This window comes from Clostridium sp. AF34-13, assembly GCF_003477845.1.
GTDB classification, from domain to species: Bacteria; Bacillota; Clostridia; order Lachnospirales; family Lachnospiraceae; genus Butyribacter; species Butyribacter intestini.
Genome location: NZ_QUEB01000018.1, coordinates 44,968 through 61,231, shown reverse-complemented (window position 1 = coordinate 61,231; position 16,264 = coordinate 44,968). Strand labels below are relative to the sequence as shown.

Genomic DNA, 16,264 nt, shown 5'->3' with positions numbered 1-16,264 from the left:
CTTAAAAAATACCATAATTTAAGCAAATTGTCAATCTAGCACATTTCAATCACTGCACATGGCATGACAGTTGGTGTCATGCCTGCGAGTGAATGGTAATGATTATTAGTCTCTGCATTTTTGCAAATGGATTATCTCTGCCTTAAAATCTCCCCACGGTCTTTTTATGATAAATCCACCATTCATAAGTGCATCTGCGTCATAGACCTTTCCATCTGTCTCATATTTTGCCGAAAAATCAAGTCCTTTAAGTTTCACACATCTGCTGTGCATATTTGGCTGTGCGAGCACCTGAACAAACACAACTATCGCTTCACTTTTATCCTTTGAAACTATCTCATAGCAATCAAAATAATGGTTGCTCTGGTATGATGCTATACGGTAATAATCTCCCGTCTGTATAAGCGGACAATACTTTTTGTAAGTCTCTACCTGTGAAGCTATCATATTCCTGTCCTCTTCAGGTATCTTTGTCACATCAAGCTCATAGCCAAAAGTTCCCGCCATCGCAATAACACCTCTAGTCTCAAACGGTGTGACCCTGCCGACTGTATGATTAGGGCAGTCCGACACATGAGCACCTATAACTGAAAGCGGATACATAAGTGCCGTGCTCTCCTGAATGGCAAGTCTCTCTATCGCATCGGTATCATCCGAGCACCATATCTGAGGACTGAAATACAACATTCCCGGATCAAATCTCGCTCCACCGCTTGAACAGTTTTCGAGAAGAAGATATGGAAATTCTTTTAAGAGTCTTCCCTGAAGCTCATATACCGCAAGTGTGTGCCTATGCATTATCTCGCCCTGTCTGTCAGCGTCAAGTACATTACTTCCAACATCAGTAAACGGACGGTTCATATCCCATTTTACATACTCAATATTCGCTGAACGCAAAATCCTGGCAACAGACTCATATACATATTCAACAACTTCTCTGTTACTGAGGTCAAGTATAAGCTGGTTTCTGACCTGCCCCGGCTCTCTGCCCTCGATATGCACAGCCCAGTCAGGATGTTTTTTGTAAAGTTCTGACTCAGGAGAAATCATTTCAGGCTCAAACCATATTCCAAATTTCATACCAAGTGAATTTATATTGTTGACAAGTTTCCTTAAACCGCCTTTTAACTTATCTTCGTTTACAACCCAATCACCGAGACTTGTCCTGTCATCATTTCTTTTTCCAAACCAGCCGTCATCCAGAACAAGCATTTCTATTCCGTGCTTTGATGCTTCTTTTGCTATGTCGAATATCTTCTTTTCATCAAAATCGAAATATGTTCCCTCCCAGTTATTTATAAGTACAGGTCTTTCACTGTAGACCCATGACTTTCTGATAAGGTGTTCTCTATATAGGTCATGGAATGTCGATGTCATCTTGTCAAGACCTGCATCTGAATAGACGGTAACAACCTCAGGTGCGGCAAAACTTTCACCTGCTTCAAGTTTCCAGCAGAATCCGTTTGGATTTATACCCATTCCAAAACGCTGCGTTCCAAATTGTGCCTTTTCCACAAATGACACAAAGTTTCCTGAATACACAAAGTTCATTGCATATACATCACCTGTTTCCTGCGTTGCCCCCTCTGATACAACAGCCATAAAAGGATGCTCCTGATGGCTTGATATACCGCGTGATGATTCAACACTGTGACAGCCAAATCCGACCCTCTGTCTGTCTATCCTCCTCTCCCTTGCCCATGAACCGTGAAGCGTTATGTAGTCATGCGGCTCATATCCAAGTTCAAGACACGCAGATAATACTTTTTCGATATATAACGGCTTATCACCATAATTTGTTATAACAGCACTTCTAATCACCGCATCGTTGCCCTCAAAGACAGAATATCTTAGTTCCACCTCAAGCTTTAACACATCGTCTTTCAATGTGATGCAAAGCGTCTGTGCACCATCGCCAAATGTTGCCGGAAGTCCATCAAGTGCTGGCTTTCCGACAATTATCTTATATGAGTCATAGAAAAGTTCAACACCTGTCTTTCCGATAGTGTCAGCAGCTTCTATGCAGCTCTGCCTGAAATCTCCCATGCCCGCCGTCGGATATTCCATAGGAAGTCTGTCAAGGAATGATGATTTTTCTCCATAATTTATATGAATATCGTTGAGATACTCCTGATCCATATCGAGCAGATACGCAAGATGCGTGCCCGAAAGTTTCTTTCCATAATAGATATGTACAAGGTATTTTTCATCAATTATACCCATCACATAACTGTTATTTTCAGTATCAATCTTAAATATATTTTCTTTTCCGTCAAAAACTATCATAACATTCTCCATTCTATATAAATTTATTTTCAGCTAAAAATGTCTTTTCTCTGAGTTTTTTTCTCTTATCTTCAGTCAAAAAAACGATTTTTCTTTCAACTTAGTCTATATCAAATCTTCTTTTATGGCTTCAAGTTTTTTCTCGGCATCTTCGAGACTCTCACCCTTTACACCGTAGTAGAATTTAATCTTAGGCTCTGTTCCTGACGGACGAACACAGCACCATGCGTTGTTTTCAAGTTCATAATACAATACATTTGATTTTGGAAGTCCGGTCGTGCCTGTCTCACCCGTAACCATATCCTTAACTTCGTCACTCTGGTAGTCACGCATTTTGAGCACCTTAAATCCACCCATAACCGTTGCCGGATTTTCTCTCTTTTCACGCATCATGTTCTCAATCTGTTCCGCTCCGTCTATGCCTTTCTTGGTGATAGTAAAAAGTCCCTCTTTATAATAACCATATTCCTTATACATATCCTGCATTGCATCACAGAGTGTCATACCTTTAAGTTTGTAATATGCTGCAACTTCACAAAGCATCATAACAGCAACACAGGCATCCTTATCCCTTGCATATGTTCCTGCAAGACAACCGTAGCTTTCTTCCATTCCGAATATGTACTCGTATGAATTATTCTGCTCGAAAAGTTTTATCTGCTCGCCGATAAACTTAAATCCCGTAAGCACTTCCATAAGCTTTACACCGTATTTCTCAGCGACTGCCTTAAGCATATCTGTTGTAACGATAGTCTCAACTATGGCAGCATTTTCAGGGAGTTCTCCTTTTTCTTTCTTTTCCCTTAAGATATACTCCGCAATAAGCGAGCCGGACATATTTCCCGTAAAGCTTACATATTCGCCTGTCTTTTCGTCCTTAGCATAAACGCCAAGTCTGTCTGCATCAGGGTCTGTCGCAAGAACAATGTCTGCATCTTTTTCTTTTGCAAGTTCAAGTGCGAGCGTCCAAGCCTTGCTGTCCTCAGGATTCGGATAAGCAACAGTTGGAAAATTCCCGTCAGGCTTTTCCTGTTTTTCTACAACATAGACATTTTCAAAGCCAAGTTCTGCAAGCACTCTTCGTACAGGAATATTTCCTGTTCCATGAAGTGGTGTATAAACTATCTTTATGTCCTTTGCAACCTTTGTAATAGCTTCCGGATGGATATTCTGTTTTTTAAGTTCAGCGATATAGGCATCGTCAATCTCTTTTCCGATAACTTTGATGAAACCATCAGTTACAGCTTTATCATAATCCATCGTTTTCATCTGCTCATAGTCATTGACCTTCGCAACCTCTGCAAGTATATTTTTATCATGTGGCGGAGTTATCTGTGCACCGTCCTCCCAATATACTTTATATCCGTTGTACTCTCTCGGATTGTGGCTTGCCGTTATTACAATTCCTGCTATGCAGCCCAATTTCCTTACTGAAAACGAAAGTTCAGGTGTTGGTCTTAACGACTCAAATAAATATACCTTTATCCCATTTGCACTAAGGCAGGATGCAGCTTCTTTTGCAAATTCAGGGGACATTATCCTTGAATCAAAAGCGATGGCAACACCTTTTTCCTGTTCGTCCTGACTTATTATGTAGTTGGCAAGACCCTGTGTAGCCTGTCTTACCGTGTATATGTTCATTCTGTTTGTTCCTGCACCGATTACTCCTCTGAGTCCGCCCGTTCCAAACTCAAGCCTGCGATAAAATCTGTCCTTTATCTCTTCCTCATCATCCCTTATCGCAAGAAGTTCTTTCTTTGTCTCATCGTCAAAATATTCATCAGTACACCATTTTTCATATTCTTTTTTAAAGTCCATTTCTTCCCCATTTCCGCAAAATATTGCATTGACATATTTCACTATTTAAATTTACTTAAATTTTCTCATATAATTACTTAAATGTCAAGTAATTTAAGTTATTTTATCCGCTTTAATTTTTCTTCTTATTAACTCATAAATTTATATGCCATCTGATTTATGAACCAGCCTGTATATGGCATTTGTCACCTTATCAATATCTATAGGCTTACTTATATGATCACTCATCTTTGCCTCGAAACATTTTTTTACATCTTCCGTAAAAGCGTTTGCCGTCATGGCAATTATAGGTATATTGTCTGTATAATCCATGCCCATTTCTCTGATTGCCATTGATGCTTCAAGACCATTCATCTCAGGCATCATTATATCCATAAGGATAACATCATATCTGCTATCCACTCCGTCTTCACAGGATTTTTTAATCTTCTCTACAGCTTCAAAACCATTATATGCCGTAGTAACGATTGCTTTTGCATCGTCAAGCAGAAATTTGGCTATTTCCATATTAAGTTCATTATCCTCAACGAGCAAAATATTTACACCGGTTATGTCTTTAGGAACACTTCTTTGTCTAAATACCGGCATTTCATCCTCGCAAACCTTAAATGGTATCTGGAATTTAAATGCAGAACCCTGACCGAGTGTACTTTCTACCTCTATAATTCCATCCATCAGTTCAACAAGTTCTTTAGTAATTGCCATTCCAAGACCAGTTCCATGATAATCCGTTCCCGCATCCGTATGTTCTCTTGAAAAAGGTTCAAAGATATGCTTTATGTAGTCCTCGCTCATACCTACTCCGGTATCTTTTACCGTAAAGCAATACATGGATTTTTCTTTATTCATAAATACTTCATCAAGCCACAATTCCGTTGTTCCATTCTTTTTATTATACTTAACTGAATTTGACAAAATATTAAGTAATATTCTTTGAATATGCAACGGACTCCCTACCACTTTTTTGTGCTTCACATTGAAATGCACTCCAACCATCACAACATCATTTTCCACTGCCATCGTGGATAGAGACTCAAAACAATTTGTCATAAGGCTGCATATATCAAACCTTTCTCTTGTAAGTTCAGTCTTCCCACTTTCAAGCCTGCTCATGTCGAGCACATCATTTATAAGTGCTTCAAGCTGTTTCCCCGAATCATTTATCTTTTCAAGTGCATATAATATCTTTTCTTTATTATCAATGCACTTTCCAGCTATTTTCGCCATTCCAAGAATACCGTTCATAGGAGTTCTTATATCATGTGACATTCTTGCAAGAAATTCCGTTTTTGCAACATTTGCCCTTTTTGCTTCCTCATATGCCTTTGCAAGTAATGTCTGTGACTCAAGTTCTTTTCTCTTTTCCTCATCTATCTTCTGAATACCTACGATGATCTGTTCAACTTTTCCGGAATTATCCCTGTTTATCGGAAGTGCCGTTATCCTGCACCATCCAAGTATTGTGTCAACAAACTCCTCTGATATACTTTTTTCTTTTTCGAGCTGCAGAGCAATCCTGTCAAGATTATAAAACTTCCTCATTATATCCTGATATTCTTTTGCTACACACCTGTCTATTACTATTTCTATTGTCTTTTTCGCATCATACCCGGCTTCGTCTGCCGGTGTAAACAGTGCAGCATCCTGATTTATGACTCTGACAGTATTTTTCTTTATATCATATGCCCAAACAACACTGTAAATACTGCTAAAAGCGTCAATAACCGCATATTGCTCACTAAGTACCCTCTTATGTTTTTCCTCTTTTAACTGTATATCCGTTACATCCTGATGATAACCTTTTAGTTTTATGCCATTTTTAAATTTTTTGTCACAGACACCACCGCATCGTACATATCTCTTCCCTAATTTAGGATGATGCCACGCATATGTACATTCTGATTTGCCATTTTTGACCATACTATCAACAGACTTCATCACCTGCTCCAGATAATCACTGTCAATCCGGCTGCTCCATTCCTGATACCTATACTGAGGTGTATCTTCAATTTTTATATCTAAAAGCATATTCATGGTTTTGTCCGCATACATACATGGCTCACTGTCATCGTGCAGTTCTATCGACCATATACCAATTCCGGCATTATATAAGGTATCTTCTATATCACCATAATCCATAATATGCATATTTTCACAAATATCTTTTTTATCATCGGACATACTTTTTCTCCCTATATATACTTTTTGCGGTCAACAGGCTTTAAAACACTCTGACCGCAAAAATACAATTTACTAGTTTAACATTGTCAATTTTCTTAATGTATATTGTATTTATTTCTCATCCATAAGTGGTCTTATCACCGTTACAACAAGAATAAATCCTGCTACCGTCACTACTGCCGCTACCAAAAATACCGCATTTACACCATTTTTTATCAATGTCGTATTTGTCGGATCTGATGCTGTGCAGGCATTATATGCAACAGCAAAAACTGCTGCAGAAATAGTCTGTGCAAGTGAATTAGCAAAATTCACAAGCGATGTGCCAACTCCCATGTCATGCGGCTCTAATGCAGACTGTGCCGATGGAGTAATTGAAACGGCTCTGAAACTCTCAGCAATACCTGTTATTGTAAGTGCTGCAAAATATAATATTATTGATGTAGATGGTGTCGTAAATGCCATCATAAACATAGGTATTGCTACAAATACTGTTCCAACAACCATAGCTTTCCACGCATTTGCTGTCTTTTTTCCAACCCAGACTCCCGCTATTGTAGGAAGTATAATAGTAAGAATTGTTCTTGGCATTTGCAATGCACCTGTAAGACTTGCAGATGCTTTCATAACTTGCAATGCTCCAACAGGTGCATAAACATTCATCGCATTCTGGTAAAAATAACATATAAATCCTATCACAAGTAGAACTGTATATTTCTTATTTTTAAACAAATACATTGGAATAAGCGGCTCATTTGTTTTATTTTCAATTTTCACAAACAATATCAATGCTATAACACCGATAACAAAACCTGTTATAATTGCAGGATGTGCAAATCCCATTGATGAACCAAAGTTAAGCGGAAGTAATATACCGCACAATGCTATCACCAGCGTTATGATACCCGATATATCAAGTGATACACTTCCTTCATTTTTCTGATTTGGAAGATTAAAGCCTATAAGCATAACTCCTGCTATAAGAGGTATGGCAGGCATTATTATTGCTGCTTTAAGCATACCCATATCAGTAAGCACACCAGCTAAAATACTGCCACCAAATCCTCCTACCGCAATCGATGTTGCAAGCATCCCCATTGCCTTTGGAACCTTTTTTCTTTCATTTATCAATCCGGTTATAATGTACGGTGCAGCAGTAAATGCTCCCTGTGCAAGACTTATCAGAAATCTTAATATCATAAGTGGAACAAGTGAACGGACAAATGCAAATGCTATGCCACATACAGCACAAATGATTCCCGGTATAACAACTATATTTCTTCGCCCTATTAAGTCTCCCAGTTTTCCGCCTATCGGTGTCATTATTGAAAGACCAAGTGCTGAAAATATCGAAAACAGTCCGACATATCCCATAGCATTTACGCTCTCCAATATCGGTGATGTCAAAGTTGCAAAAACAAGTCCGTACATTGCTACAGAAAGCATCATGCATATACATCCTGCTTGAACAAATTTCCTCTTTTTTTCTGGAAGCGGTATCGCCACCTGTATATTCTGTGTGTCTGCCATATTTTTCTCCCCGTACTTCTGATTGTTAGAATATTATCATCCACTCTATATACGCTTATCACACTAATTAAGTATCTGTATGATGGCATATACAAAAAACATTCTGCCACAACTGATATCTCAAATCACTATTTTTATTTATGTTTTTTAAGCCACTCCACAGCACAGTGTGCAAGGCACGCACTTCCTATAGGACATACATCCTCATTAAATCTTGCCTTTGGATGATGTGCCGGAAACTCTCCACGCTCGTCCATGTAACCTGCTGACAAATACATAAATGTACTTGGTATTTTCTCAGCTATGACCGCAAAATCCTCCGAAGCACTTGCCGATACATCAGGATACGGTGTAAGTCCCGGTATATCAAGTTCTTTCATAAAACCAACTATCTCGTTTGTCATATCAGTGTCACATATAAGCGGCGGTACCTCCGAGATCATTTCTATCTCTGCTGAACCGTTGTAAACCTCAGCAGTCTTTTGTGCAACTTCTTTCATTCTTCTGACAAGCTTTTCTCTTGCGGCATTGTCATTTGTGCGGATAGTCCCCTGCAAAATGGCCTCCTCCGGTATGATGTTTGCTGCCGTTCCCGCTTTAAACTGACCTATCGTAAGAACACAGGCTTTTGAAGGATCACTCTCTCTGGCGATAAGTTCTTGCAAAGCAAGATGAACATGGACACCAATGTTTATCGGATCGACTCCAACATGAGGATATGCACCATGAGAACCTTTTCCCTTTATGATTATTTTAAATCCATCTACCGAATACATCATTGTGTCTTTTGAGTTATACATAAATATTCCGACGGGCATCTTTCCCGGAGAAACATGGTATGCAAGTGCTGCATCAGGCTTCGGTGCTTCAAGTATGCCATTTTCTATCATATTTTTACTTCCCTCAAATGTCTCCTCCGCCGGCTGAAACATAAACTTGACCGTTCCCTCAAGTATATCTTCGTTTTCCTTTAACATCTTTGCCGCCGTAAGAAGCATTGCTGCGTGAAAATCATGACCGCAGGTGTGTGCTGCTTTTCCGGTAGGGCAGGCAAATTCCTCACCACTTTGCTCCGGCATCGGAAGTGCATCCATATCAGCACGAAGTAAAAGCACTTTTCCTCCGCCTTTTCCTAAAACTGCAGTAATACCATATCCACACTCTTTGGGCTCTATGCCATATTCTTTAAGTTTCTCTATAACAAATGTCTTTGTCACAGGTATATCAAGACCCGTCTCAGCATGTTCGTGTATATAACGCCTGTTTTTTATAGTCTCATCTTTAAGTTCAACTGCTCGTTTATAAAAATCCATCTGTAGTCCTCCTCTTAGGTCATTTCCGAATTTGACATACGGAATTTACTTTATTTAATATATTTTACCAAAGCAAATATAAAAATACAAGAAATCACAAAAAATTTATTATCAAACGGTAACAGTTCAGCCATAAAAATATAATCGGTAATATCTGAGCTTGCTCATTGTATTGACATCAACCGCAACAGTTTGGTCTGAAACAAAAAATCCAATCTGCATCTTATTTGCAAATTGGATTTTTAATCGATATATTTATTGAAACTTACAATTATACTGTTTCGTTTGCATCATTTTCTGTACCGGAATTATATTTTTTTAGTTCTTCCACTGTTTCTTGCAATCCTCTTACACTTGCTGCGACTGAATCTAATTCTTTCATGTCATTTTCACTCATATTACTTGCTTCCTGAGTACTTGCTGTTACTTCTTCACTTACAGCAGAAAGCTGTGTAATACTCTCTACAATTCGGTTATTTGATTCAAAGAGTCTCTCTATCTCTCTTTCAAGATTATCTGCACTTCCTGATAACTCCTCTGACTGCCTGCTAAGTTCATCAAAACTCTTGACATTTTCTTCAATAAGATCTTTTTGACGATTTGTTGCGGTTTTTGATCTCTCAATAAGATTTGCAGTAAGATCTGCATTATTGTTTAACTCATTAACAATCTGTTCAATCTGTTCGGTAGACTTTTTGGTCTGATCTGAAAGATCTCTTATCTGATCTGCAACAACCGCAAAACCTTTGCCCGCCTCACCTGCTCTCGCACTTTCAATGGATGCATTTAATGCAAGAAGAGTCGTCTGGTCTGATATCGAAAATATGACCTTTGTTATCTCCGAAACTTCTTCTGCCTTTGCTTTAAGCTCATTCATCGCCATCTGTACATCTCTTTCTACAGATTCAATATCTTCTGATTGATTTCTAAGTATTTCCATTCTTTTTGAATTATTACTCATCTGCTCTGATGAATTTTGAGCTGCTTTAACAACCTCAATCGTATTTTCTTTTGCTACACTGACAGCTTTCTGAATTTCTCCTGTCATCTCTGACTGTTCCTGAATACTTTCTGCCGTACTTAATATTCCCTGTGCTATTTCATGTAATGACTGATTTACATGACTTGTAGAATCCTTTAATGACATCATCCTTTCTGATGTTTCTTCTACTTTACCTCTGGTTGTATCAGCAACACCCAAAATATCTTTCATCATGGCACTCTGTCGTTTTTGCTCATCTCTCATCGTATGTATGGCATCATGATCAAATTGTTTGAGAACCATTGTTGACCACTGAAAAAACAACATTGCCATAACAGTAATCACTATCATCATAAATTCTGACTGATTGATATTTCCAACTGTTATAATATCTTTTACGGCACGTATTGCCAGTATAGCTGTTGCAATTATAACTATACTTGCATTAAACTGCTTATGATAATAAAGCATACAGCAAAATAATGGAGGGATTATATAAAGAATAACAAATTGAGAACCGTTCATAAAATTAAGTATTGCATAGACAAGCAGAAATCCATACAGCATGACAGCTTTCAAAATAACAGATGAATGATCTTTTAAATACAATACCCAGTCTGCTATAAGACTGAGTCCCAGCAAAACTGTCGGAAGTCCCATAAATCCTGTTCTCTGTTCACCCAATAAGATCTGAGTTATAAAACCAAGCAATAAAAAACCTTTTATTATGGACATACATACTATAACCATCTGATTTGTCTTTTTCACACGTTCTGTTTTTTTACTGTACTTTCTGTATTTTACAACAATCTTTTCTTCAAATTTTTCCAGCTTATCTTTTTCATTTAAACTCATAAAAACTTCTCTCTTCCTGCATACCTATACTAAGACTATCGTTGGCAAGTATGCATAACCAACCTTAGTCCACACTTTCATATCATTTGTCTTTCGACTGTATAACTGTCAAAATCCCACTGTCAAACGATACATAAGCTTTATCAACACCTTCTGCAAATTCGTTACTAACTGTTCTGCTGCTGCCTTTTATTACATCAACTCCTTCCAGTTCATACTTTAATCCTGATAATCGTAAATTTTTCACTTCATCCGTATAAGGATAAAATGAAATATATTTACTCCATATATCATCTTTATACAACTCTGTTTCCCCGTCTATAAGATAAATTTTATTGTAAGAATCAATGATATATGTTTCAACACCATTTTCCAATGCTTTTGATAATATTCCAATATTTGCGAGAAGATGATCAATCCTCCCTCCTGTTGCACCTATTATAATAATCTGTGACGGGTAATTTTCTAAAATATAATCAAGAACAAGCTCTGTATCTGTCGCATCTTTTTCCGCAGGATATCGTATAAACTGTGCATCTATTGAGGATTTTATCATTTTATTCATATATTTGTCAAGAATTCCAGGTGATACACTGTCAAAATCCCCCATAAAACAGTCAACTTTTACATCAAGTTTACATGCTGTTTCAAGTCCTGAATCAGCACATACCACTGTATCAAATTTATGTGATTTAAGGTATATACTCACAAAGTCTATGTCTGTTTTGCCTCCACTAAGAAGCAATGTTTTGCCAAATGTTTTATTATCAGTCATTTTCACTTATTTCTTCCTTTTCGGGCTTTGGAATTTCTCCTGTCTTTGTCTGATGGCTCTTTCGCAACTCTTTTTCCATATAATACATCTCTTTTTGACGCTTCAACGCTTCACGCTGAATATCATATATGTATTTTATAAGCCTTTTATCTGTCTGCAAAAATACACAGCCATATGAATATGAATACTTACTTCCCTTTGTCGTTATATCGCTTTTTCTTACGACCTGTGCCTTAGCTTTTAATTGGCCGAATTTTGATGGAATATTAAAAAATACCGCATCATCCGTCTTTAATTTTATGTTAAGACAGATATTTATTCCTGTTTCACTGACATCCTTGATAAATCCCTGCACAAATTCCGGAACCGGTGTCTTATATGCTGCAAATTCAGGGTCATCAACATCCGGATAAGGCATTTCTGAAACTTTAAGTCCTGTTTTCGCATCCATATAAAAACCAAACATAGTCTCTGTATCAAGATCTACCCTGTATGCATTCCGTCTGTTAAAGGATTTCCCTTTATCCTTTATCTCAAAAAAATGAATAAGACTATTGTCTAGCTTTGCCATACCTGCCCGACATTCTTCCCATTTCCACATATTATCACTGTCTCTGTAAACAATACTTATAGAATCCTCAGGATTAAACTTAAAAACTTTTCCTCTTGCAGCAATAAGTGTCACGCAGATCTTTTTTTTGTCAACATACTCTGCCTTACTGGTAAGTCTGTACCTATACCCCTCTCTATCAACAAATATTTCTACCGTTCTTCCTAAAGGTATATTTTCGAGAAGCAATTTAAAATTCCCCCTTTAATTTTCTTATATTTTCTTTAATATCACCGCCAAATACAGCAGTTCCGGCGACAATCCAGTCAACTCCGTTTTCAGCTATTTCTTTTGCATTTTCAATATTTACTCCACCGTCTATTTCTATCAGGAAATCAGATTTACTTTCTTTTCTGATATTGTCAAGCTTTCTAACTTTCTCCAATGATTCTCTTATAAATTTCTGACCGCCAAATCCCGGATATACACTCATCACCAGTACAACATCAACAATGTCCAAAAGACCTTCTAATTTTGACACTTCCGTATCAGGACTTATCGCCACAGAACATTTCATGCCTGCTTCTTTAATCTTTTCCAAAGTTGCCCTTACATCTTTACATGCCTCATAATGAACCGTCAGAAGATCAGCTCCACACTTAGCGAAATCCTCAACATATCTTACCGGTTCATTTACCATTAAATGCACATCAAAAAACATATCCGTTATTTTCCTGATTGATTTTATAACCGGCATACCAAAAGATATAGACGGAACAAACTCTCCATCCATTATATCAATATGCAGAAGCTCAATATCACATTCTTCAAGCTCGTGTATCTGTTCCCCTAATTTGCAAAAATCTGCCGAAAGTATTGACGGTGCAAGTTTACTTATTTTTTCCTCCATTATATAGAGTTCCTCCTGTGCTTAATATTTTCTTTTATTGCTAATTTCATCAAAAAATTGTCTGTAATTATCATATCGTCCCTTTGGAATCCTGCCCTCATCAAGTGCAATCTTTACACTGCACTGTGGCTCATGTATGTGAACACATCCCAAAAACTTACAGCTATTTTTATACTCCTCAAATTCCGGATAATAATCCCTGAGTTCCTCTTTTTCAAGATTTGGAAGTCCAAGAGAAGTAAATCCCGGTGTGTCCATAATATAAATTCCGTCACCAAGTGAAAAAAGTTCAGAATGTCTTGTTGTGTGCTTTCCTCTTTTAATTTTTTCACTTATCTCACCAATCTCCATCCCTGCTTCCGGAAACAGTCTGTTTATTATAGATGACTTTCCTACACCTGATGGTCCTGCAAGTACAGATGTTTTGTTTTTAAGACACTCTCCAAATTCTTTGATTCCTTCGCCTGTAAATGTGCTTGTCATAAATATCCGGCTGCCGCACCCACGATAATTATCCGCAAGTTCTGCCAGATATTTTTCATCTGCATCATCTTTTTTATTAAAGCAGATAACTGTTGCAATCCCCTGTGTCTGCATCATAAGCAGAAATCTATCCAGCAGATTAAGGTTTGGCTTTGGGACTGATGCCGAAAATATCACAACAGCCTGATCCACATTTGCAACGGCAGGTCTTATTATGGAATTTTTTCTCGGCAGTATCTTTTCAATGCTCCCTAGCATTCTTTCCCTGTCAAGTATCTTAACTTCTACATTATCTCCAACTAACGGCTTTACTTTTTTATTTCTGAATATTCCCTTTGCTTTACATTCCACAACTCCCGGCAAGTCTGTATCAACATAGTAAAAGCCGCCTATTCCTCTTATAATCTTTCCCTGCATTACTGCCTAACCTTTTTAAATTCAACATTGTATGAATTACCAGTTGCAACATCGCCTTTATACAATGTTACTGTACCATTGTTCTCACTCCAGCCCTTTATTGAAAATTTCTTTGGGAAATCATCATAGGAAAGTGTTCCCTTATATATAGTCTTAGTCTTTCCATCCTGCTCAAGAACAAGTTTGATAACAGCAGGTTCATCATCCTCATAATCAAACGGATTGCCGCTTACCGTAACACTGCCCTCATAACTATAATTATATACTGGCTTTGGTGTTGGTTTTGCTGTCGGCTTCGTGTCAGAGCTTTTTGTTCCCATGCTGACTGTATAATCCACAACTGTTCCGACCGGAACTTTTGTGCCGGCTTCGATAGTCTGACCTACAACGATTCCTTTTGCATACTTACTTGAGTAAATATAAGAAACATTTGATGAATTTCCCGTAAGACCTCTTGCCGTGAGCCTGTCAAGCGCAACTGCCTCTTTTATACCAACGATATTTGGCATTGTAACATTATCACTCTCAGGACCTTTACTTAAGATAAGTTTTACGGATGAGCCTGATTTTACACTTGAGCCCACAACAGGATCCGTGCCACACACAAGTCCCTTATCAACCGTATCACTGTATTCTTCTGATGTTGATGAAACGGAAAGTCCCAAAGCTTCAAGTTTCTTTGTAGCATCATCCTTTGTAAACTTTGTAAGCTCCGGTATCGTAACACCACTGCTTCCCTTACTATACTTAATGGTTACGCGTGAATATTCTTCAACGCTGCTTCCCGCATCAGGACTCTGCTCTAAGACCGTATTTGGTGTCTCATCTGACTCCACCGGTTCAAGTCTCCACTTAAGTTTCTTTTCTTCAAGTATCTCCTGTGCTTCTTCAAGTGTTTTGCCGCTTATATTAGGAACTTCTACCATGCCTGCCTTAGGTTCTTCTGTTGCCTCTGCTGTTGTTTCTGCCGGTGCCTCCGTTGTTATTGAAGTCACATCCTTATCGTCTTTTCCTGAGCCCTTGCCCCACCAGCCGCTCACTTTTCCGATTATCAAAAGAATCACTATAAGAATAATAACTGCAACAACCACACTGCATATTTTTAATATCTTTTCAAGCTTAGGGTCTATCGCATCATCATCGCCGATTTCTTCCTCCTGCGGTTCTATGTTCTCCTCCTGAGCATATCTTCCTCTTGATGCATCTCTTACTTTGTTTACATCGTCACTTGAAAATTTGATTGTAGGCGAAAAATCATCCTCATCATCTACAATATTTACATATGCCCCATCCGGCTCTGACAAAGATCTCTTAAGATCAGAAATAAGTGCCGCAGAAGACATATAACGCATATCCGGTTTCTTCTGCATACATTTCTGCACAATTTTTGAAAGGCTTAACGGTATATTAGGATCAAGCTGTTGAAGTGGAACCGCTTCATCCTGTATATGAGCGAGGGCAACCGTGACCGTACTCTCTCCCTCAAAAGGCACTTTTCCTGAGAGCATCTCATATAAAGTCACTCCGAGCGAATATATATCACTCTTCTCATCACTGTAACCGCCTCTTGCCTGTTCAGGACTTATATAATGAACAGAACCCATAGCATTTGATGTAATTGTATTTGATGTTGCCGCTTTTGCAATTCCAAAATCCGTTACTTTTACTTTTCCTTCTTTTGAAATGATTATATTCTGTGGTTTAATATCCCTGTGTATAATATGGTTATTGTGGGCTGCTTCCATTCCCTGTGCTATCTGTATTCCGATGCCGACAGCCTCTTTCACATCAAGCTTGCCCTTTTTCTCGATAAACTTCTTTAATGTGATGCCCTCAACAAGTTCCATGACAATATAATGAAGTCCATTGTCCTCTCCAACATCATACACATTAACTATATTCGGATGTGACAATCCTGCAACGGATTGTGCCTCTGCCCTGAATTTTGCAACAAATTTTGCGTCACTGCTGTATTCCTGTTTCAAAACTTTTATTGCAACATATCTATTCAAACGATGACATTTGGCCTTATAGACATCTGCCATTCCACCCGAACCCACTCTATCAATAATTTCATATCTGTCACTGATCATCATTCCGGGATTAATCATACTTTCCTCCATTCTGCCATCAGGCATAAATCTCATTTATAATCTTTTTTTCC

The 16,264-nt window shown here is 38.1% G+C and carries 11 protein-coding genes; all 11 read right to left on the bottom strand.

Annotated elements, in window-relative coordinates:
* Positions 1-105: 105 nt before the first annotated feature.
* Positions 106-2,286, bottom strand: coding sequence for an alpha-galactosidase (locus tag DWZ63_RS13780; RefSeq protein WP_118500190.1), 2,181 nt, complete (start codon positions 2,284-2,286; stop codon positions 106-108).
* A 105-nt stretch (positions 2,287-2,391) separates the two neighbouring features.
* Positions 2,392-4,104 (bottom strand): phospho-sugar mutase, encoded by a 1,713-nt coding sequence (locus tag DWZ63_RS13775; protein WP_118500203.1) that lies wholly within the window; start codon positions 4,102-4,104, stop codon positions 2,392-2,394.
* A 141-nt stretch (positions 4,105-4,245) separates the two neighbouring features.
* Positions 4,246-6,285: an ATP-binding protein gene (locus DWZ63_RS13770; protein ID WP_118500189.1), complete on the bottom strand. Its 2,040-nt coding sequence runs from the start codon at positions 6,283-6,285 to the stop codon at positions 4,246-4,248.
* A 111-nt stretch (positions 6,286-6,396) separates the two neighbouring features.
* Positions 6,397-7,815: an MFS transporter gene (locus DWZ63_RS13765; RefSeq protein ID WP_118500188.1), complete on the bottom strand. Its 1,419-nt coding sequence runs from the start codon at positions 7,813-7,815 to the stop codon at positions 6,397-6,399.
* Positions 7,816-7,949: 134 nt separating this feature from the next.
* The gene (locus DWZ63_RS13760; protein ID WP_022013141.1) at positions 7,950-9,128 is read right to left on the bottom strand and encodes a M20 family metallopeptidase; all 1,179 of its coding nucleotides are present in this window, start codon (positions 9,126-9,128) and stop codon (positions 7,950-7,952) included.
* 271 nt (positions 9,129-9,399) lie between these two features.
* Positions 9,400-10,965: a methyl-accepting chemotaxis protein gene (locus DWZ63_RS13755; protein WP_118500187.1), complete on the bottom strand. Its 1,566-nt coding sequence runs from the start codon at positions 10,963-10,965 to the stop codon at positions 9,400-9,402.
* An 82-nt stretch (positions 10,966-11,047) separates the two neighbouring features.
* Entirely contained in the window at positions 11,048-11,740 is a 693-nt protein-coding gene (locus DWZ63_RS13750) for a thiamine diphosphokinase (RefSeq protein WP_147353241.1), read from the bottom strand.
* A complete protein-coding gene (locus DWZ63_RS13745) occupies positions 11,733-12,539 on the bottom strand; it encodes a PilZ domain-containing protein (protein WP_118500185.1) in 807 nt (268 codons plus the stop codon). The genes DWZ63_RS13750 and DWZ63_RS13745 overlap by 8 nt, the downstream gene beginning before the upstream one ends.
* A 1-nt stretch (position 12,540) precedes the next feature.
* On the bottom strand, positions 12,541-13,188 hold the full coding sequence (gene rpe, locus DWZ63_RS13740; protein WP_182431537.1) for a ribulose-phosphate 3-epimerase: 648 nt from the start codon (positions 13,186-13,188) through the stop codon (positions 12,541-12,543).
* A 33-nt stretch (positions 13,189-13,221) separates the two neighbouring features.
* Entirely contained in the window at positions 13,222-14,100 is an 879-nt protein-coding gene (gene rsgA, locus DWZ63_RS13735; RefSeq protein WP_118500183.1) for a ribosome small subunit-dependent GTPase A, read from the bottom strand.
* Positions 14,100-16,211, bottom strand: coding sequence for a Stk1 family PASTA domain-containing Ser/Thr kinase (gene pknB, locus DWZ63_RS13730; RefSeq protein WP_182431535.1), 2,112 nt, complete (start codon positions 16,209-16,211; stop codon positions 14,100-14,102). Before pknB ends, rsgA begins: the two co-directional genes overlap by 1 nt.
* Between the last annotated feature and the right edge of the window lie 53 nt (positions 16,212-16,264).

What these genes read in the sequence shown, in the direction of transcription:
- pknB (WP_182431535.1), bottom strand. Translation starts at nt 16,211, where the DNA reads ATGATTAATCCCGGAATGATGATCAGTGACAGATATGAAATTATTGAT.
- DWZ63_RS13775 (WP_118500203.1), bottom strand. Translation starts at nt 4,104, where the DNA reads ATGGACTTTAAAAAAGAATATGAAAAATGGTGTACTGATGAATATTTT.
- DWZ63_RS13770 (WP_118500189.1), bottom strand. Translation starts at nt 6,285, where the DNA reads ATGTCCGATGATAAAAAAGATATTTGTGAAAATATGCATATTATGGAT.
- DWZ63_RS13755 (WP_118500187.1), bottom strand. Translation starts at nt 10,965, where the DNA reads ATGAGTTTAAATGAAAAAGATAAGCTGGAAAAATTTGAAGAAAAGATT.
- DWZ63_RS13750 (WP_147353241.1), bottom strand. Translation starts at nt 11,740, where the DNA reads ATGACTGATAATAAAACATTTGGCAAAACATTGCTTCTTAGTGGAGGC.
- DWZ63_RS13760 (WP_022013141.1), bottom strand. Translation starts at nt 9,128, where the DNA reads ATGGATTTTTATAAACGAGCAGTTGAACTTAAAGATGAGACTATAAAA.
- DWZ63_RS13780 (WP_118500190.1), bottom strand. Translation starts at nt 2,286, where the DNA reads ATGATAGTTTTTGACGGAAAAGAAAATATATTTAAGATTGATACTGAA.
- rsgA (WP_118500183.1), bottom strand. Translation starts at nt 14,100, where the DNA reads ATGCAGGGAAAGATTATAAGAGGAATAGGCGGCTTTTACTATGTTGAT.
- DWZ63_RS13765 (WP_118500188.1), bottom strand. Translation starts at nt 7,815, where the DNA reads ATGGCAGACACACAGAATATACAGGTGGCGATACCGCTTCCAGAAAAA.